Consider the following 4,569-nt stretch of genomic DNA (forward strand, 5'->3'; position numbering starts at 1 on the left):
CTAAAGTCGCCACGCGTTGGCAATCCCTCTTGAGCCGTTTGTTATGCAAATTCAATGAGATAAACTGACTTTACACAACCAAAAGCCACGATTGCAATGGTTAAGTGATTCAAGAATCAACCCAAGCCAGAGCCGTGATAAATAAGCCGCCAAAACAAAGTTCACCTTTCAGCAACAAACCAAGCTTTTGGATCAGGCAAACTCAACGAGCGAAAACTTCAGCAAGTCCAAAATGCTCGATTAACTTGCCCTTTCCACACTTTGCGCCCGCTAAATTCACAACAAACCAGCACCAAAACTCATTGAGGCAAACAAAGAACCTTACCTGTTTTACGACTTGAGTAAACTACGAATTTTAGGGTAAAAATGCTCATTTGCCGACAACACAAAACGAATGGCCGGAGAAACCTCAAAAGATTGAACCCCTAAATTTACCTGAGTTGCATAACGCCCTGTTAAGGTGTGAGCAACGCAATACCGAAGCTTCCGCATACCGCCTTAAACACCAAACACAACGCATAGTAAAAATGCCACGCGTTGCGAATCACTCTTAAACAGTTTGTTATGCGCCACTTGCGATTACCTCAAGTTAATACCATAATTAGGTACTATTTGGTATTAGGAGATTACAATGGCTAAAAATACTAGCATCACTCTCGGCGACCACTTTGATGGTTTCATTAGTAGCCAAATCCAAAGTGGACGCTATGGCTCAGCAAGTGAAGTAATTCGTTCCGCTCTACGTTTACTCGAAACACAAGAAACGAAAATGAACACTTTACGACAACTGCTCGTTGAAGGTGAAGAAAGTGGTATGGCTGATTATGACCTCGATTCGTTTATCAGTGAACTAGATAGCGAAGAAAGAAAATGAAACCATTCCAACTAACCAACAAGGCAAAATCCGATTTAAAAGATATTGCCTTATTTACCTCTCGCAGGTGGGGCCGCGAGCAACGAAATATTTATCTCAAACAATTCGATGAATCATTTTGGCTACTCGCTGAAAATCCTGATATCGGTAAAACTTGTGATGAAATCAGAGATGGCTACCGAAAATTCCCACAAGGAAGCCATGTTATTTTTTATCAACAAATTGGTAGCCAAAACATCCAGATCATAAGAATCTTGCATAAGAGTATGGATGTAAATCCAATCTTTGGCGCATAACGCCCGGCTAAGGGGTTGACAACGCACCGCCGAACTCAAAAAACCACTGTAAACACTGAACTTCAATTTTGCACTAAAGCCGCCACGCGTTGGCAATCCCTCTTGAGCCGTTTGTTAAGCAGAAAAGTTACGACGCAAATACTCAAAACACCCTTGTTGGCTTTCGGACAAATTAAACAGTTCACTACTAAATACTTCGTAGAGTACAACTGAGATATCTGATAGATCGGAGGAATTGAATGAATTCCAGTCAGTGTCCGTTGGTGTATTAATGACTTGCAAATGAACCTTGTTTCGAAGAGTCCTTAACTCATTCAATTTCTCATAGATTAGAGGCTCTTTTCCGAAGATGTTTTTGGATTTCGCACTCTTAATCATTGCATCAAACGTCATGTGCTTCAGCACTGGCTGATCTAGCTTAGAATAAATAACTGTATCGACTCTTACTTGCTCGCCTTCGTACTTTTTCTGATTGCCTTTAAATACTGCTTTTTCCTTCCACTCCGTAGTAGAGTGGACACCATTAACAATCAAAACGTAATGAAGGATTGATTCGATAACGCTACAACCAACCAGCAAGATGGACTTAACTGTTTGTGTGTAGAGAACCGAGCTGAGTTTAATATCCTCTATAACCTTCAGTTGAAATTCGATGTATTGAAGATTGTACGCAATGTTACGCCTCAGAGCATATGTGTGCTCATATGCATCATTGGTGCAGATCGCATTCGATAGTAATCCATCAAGCCTTTCTATTGAAACGGGGTACCACGGTGTACCACTTTCACTTTTCTTTTTTATTTCCATTACTGCCACCGATTCCGATTTTCTGCTTAACGCCCGGCTAAGGGGTTGACAACGCACTACCGAACTCAAAAAACCACTGTAAACATCGAACTTCAATTTTGTACTAAAGCCGCCACGCGTTGGCAATCCCTCTTGAGCCGTTTGTTAGCCGACATCTACACGATAGAGTGCATTAGCTGGCTTTTCTACGAAATACGACCAAACATGCTTATACACTTCGTGTTGGTTTGGAAATGGAGCCAATCCAAGAGCTTCCTCTAAACTGCACCACTTATACTCTGTATGTTCTTCATTTAAAACCACCCCTTGCTCTGGTGGGCACATCACTACGAAAACAGGTATGAGCTGAATAACATTAACACTGGCTTCGTAGAATTGTTCTAGAAACTGAGCATTATATAGGGGGGAAGCCTCAATTTGTGTTTCTTCTCTGAACTCTCGAGTGATGGCGTCAATGCCTGTTTCGCCTTGTTCAATTGAACCTGCAACATGACACCAGAAGCCACCTTTTACTCGCTTCATAAGTAGAAGCTTCATTTCACCATCAATTTCCGAGACTGCCACCCCTGAAACAACAGATGAATTTAATGGAATCATATTTACCTCTGAATTTAAAATTTTCGCTTGTCGGCTAACGCCGCATTAAGGTGTGAGCAACGCTACCAAGAAACCTAACCATACCACCTTAAACACGAAACCCAACGATGGAATGAAAAATGCCAAGCGTTGGGAATCACTCTTAAATGCTTTGTTATAAGAAATTAGCCACGCCTTTCTGCTTTCTTATTATCATCAGATTTTTTCGACCAATCTACGCCAAACCCTCCGCCATTTCCTTGCCTTGACGGCTCTGGTCGTTGTTCTTTTTGATTGTTGTTATTTGCCATATTTACAATTCCAATTATAGTTGAGAAACCATGATGAAGAACAACGCCATCAAAGTTAGCATCGCTCCATATGAAATACATTTATATGCTTTTTCGACATAATATTCTTTTACTAGCATTACACTTTTATGTTCGCTGAGTAATTCTTGATATGAAATTATGATAGTTTTAATGTTTTCTTCTTCAAAGTCACATAGGGTGGACGAAACATTGCGATCAAGTTTCAACGTTGGAAAATCAGATACTTTGATTGACTTGAACAAATAGTGCCATGCTAGTGACAAATTAGAAATGATCAAAAATAGCAAGAATACCACCCAGCACTGCATTGCTGTAACAGGAGGGAAGAATTTATCGAAACCCCAACCAATTACACTAACTAATACCCCAAGAACAACAGATATCAGACCAAGAAATTTATTGGCTTTGTTATCTAACGAGTCAAAGCGCTTCAATTCTTGGTCGAGCGCCATCATTGCATAGCTATATGCCAACTCTATTGAAACTGAACTTCCCACAAAACTATCCTATTTCTTATAACGCCAAATTAAGGTGTGAACAACGCCAACACCTTACCTAAAGCATTGTGCCATAAACACTAAACTGACTTGAAGTGAAGGCGCCAAGCGTTGTGAATCACTCTTAAATTTCTTGTTATACCCCTTGGCTTATTCTTCAGGGAAACTTTCTACTAGCTTGCTATTAACTTCTATATCCCTGTATATAAGAGCTTTTGTGATGATATACGCAAAGGACTCTCCAATATCCTGAGGTCCAATGTCGCCTTCTTTGTCGATGAGTTTCTCAGTAAGGTATTCTCTACTTTCAATTAGTTCATTGAAAATTAGCGCTGAGATTCGTTCTCTATTTTCCAGAGTGAGTTCCCCTAAAACGGCATTAAACTTTTCAAGCTTCTGGTTTTGCTCAACTAAACCCTGGTGCTTCACCATTAAGGTTTCTAATTCTTGCTTATGTTTCGCTAACTCCAATTTAATTACAGCTAGATTATTGGACTCATCTGCCAGCTTTTCTTTGGTTGTTGTTAATTGCATTTGAACCAATGCATTCATATCTTTAGCCGCTTGAGATTGCCAAGTGCTTGTGTAACCGATAAGTGCAACTATGAGTCCACTCAAAATTGTCCAGAACTGGACGCTATGCCAAAATGGTTTTCTTAGAGTTTCTGTCTGAGCTTTTAGATTCAAAATCTGGGCTTTAAAATGCTCAATTTCAGATTTTGAAAGTTCCTGTTCTAACTCTTCTTTTGTCATATTCTAATCTCAATTATTAGTACTGGGGTATAACGCCCGGCTAAGGGGTTGACAACGCACCGCCGAACTTAAAAACACACCGTAAACTCTGAATTTCAATTTTGTACTAAAGCCGCCACGCGTTGGCAATCCCTCTTGAGCCGTTTGTTATGCAGTTTTTTAACCAATACTCAGTATAAAGAACGAATTGCTTAGCCAAACTTATCTTTAGCTGCCACAATTCGCACTGTCATTTACTACCAACTGGTTCATCATGAAACTTTTAGTTCGCAATCTATCTCGCTCTACAACTGAACAAGAACTTCGTGTTTTATTCTCAGCTCATGGCTCCGTAGCCGAATGTACGCTTGTTTTAGACCAAGTAACGGGTCAATCAAAAGGCTTTGCTTTTGTCGAAATGCCAAACGAAAACGAAGCTAATGCTGCAATTTCTA

General features: G+C 40.1%; 8 protein-coding genes. 3 read left to right on the top strand and 5 right to left on the bottom strand.

Annotation, left to right across the window (positions count from 1 at the left end; translation table 11 throughout):
- The first annotated feature begins 631 nt into the window (after window positions 1–631).
- The gene (locus AACQ21_RS04645) at window positions 632–874 is read left to right on the top strand and encodes a type II toxin-antitoxin system ParD family antitoxin (protein ID WP_017045414.1); all 243 of its coding nucleotides are present in this window, start codon (window positions 632–634) and stop codon (window positions 872–874) included.
- Window positions 871–1,170, top strand: a complete 300-nt coding sequence (locus tag AACQ21_RS04650; protein ID WP_019282621.1) for a type II toxin-antitoxin system RelE/ParE family toxin — start codon at window positions 871–873, stop codon at window positions 1,168–1,170. The genes AACQ21_RS04645 and AACQ21_RS04650 overlap by 4 nt, the downstream gene beginning before the upstream one ends.
- Before the next feature lie 114 nt (window positions 1,171–1,284).
- Here the strand turns inward: AACQ21_RS04650 and AACQ21_RS04655 are convergent, their stop codons facing one another.
- From AACQ21_RS04655 to AACQ21_RS04675, 5 genes are all read right to left on the bottom strand, one after another.
- Entirely contained in the window at window positions 1,285–1,977 is a 693-nt protein-coding gene (locus AACQ21_RS04655; protein ID WP_081245530.1) for a hypothetical protein, read from the bottom strand.
- Window positions 1,978–2,121: 144 nt separating this feature from the next.
- Window positions 2,122–2,574: an NUDIX hydrolase gene (locus tag AACQ21_RS04660; protein WP_017050098.1), complete on the bottom strand. Its 453-nt coding sequence runs from the start codon at window positions 2,572–2,574 to the stop codon at window positions 2,122–2,124.
- Between the two features lie 164 nt (window positions 2,575–2,738).
- On the bottom strand, window positions 2,739–2,864 hold the full coding sequence (locus tag AACQ21_RS04665; protein WP_258174205.1) for a hypothetical protein: 126 nt from the start codon (window positions 2,862–2,864) through the stop codon (window positions 2,739–2,741).
- A gap of 14 nt (window positions 2,865–2,878) precedes the next feature.
- Window positions 2,879–3,382 (bottom strand): hypothetical protein, encoded by a 504-nt coding sequence (locus AACQ21_RS04670; protein ID WP_105976773.1) that lies wholly within the window; start codon window positions 3,380–3,382, stop codon window positions 2,879–2,881.
- Window positions 3,383–3,532: 150 nt separating this feature from the next.
- Window positions 3,533–4,135 (bottom strand): hypothetical protein, encoded by a 603-nt coding sequence (locus AACQ21_RS04675; protein WP_105976774.1) that lies wholly within the window; start codon window positions 4,133–4,135, stop codon window positions 3,533–3,535.
- A 253-nt stretch (window positions 4,136–4,388) separates the two neighbouring features.
- On the opposite strand from AACQ21_RS04675, the gene AACQ21_RS04680 reads away from it, so the two are divergent.
- Window positions 4,389–4,569: RNA recognition motif domain-containing protein (locus AACQ21_RS04680; RefSeq protein ID WP_105976775.1), on the top strand; the 181-nt coding region annotated here is incomplete at its 3' end.

Origin of the sequence: Vibrio sp. V01_P9A10T6 (assembly GCF_963877065.1) — a bacterium.
In the GTDB taxonomy this organism is placed as follows: Bacteria; Pseudomonadota; Gammaproteobacteria; order Enterobacterales; family Vibrionaceae; genus Vibrio; species Vibrio anguillarum.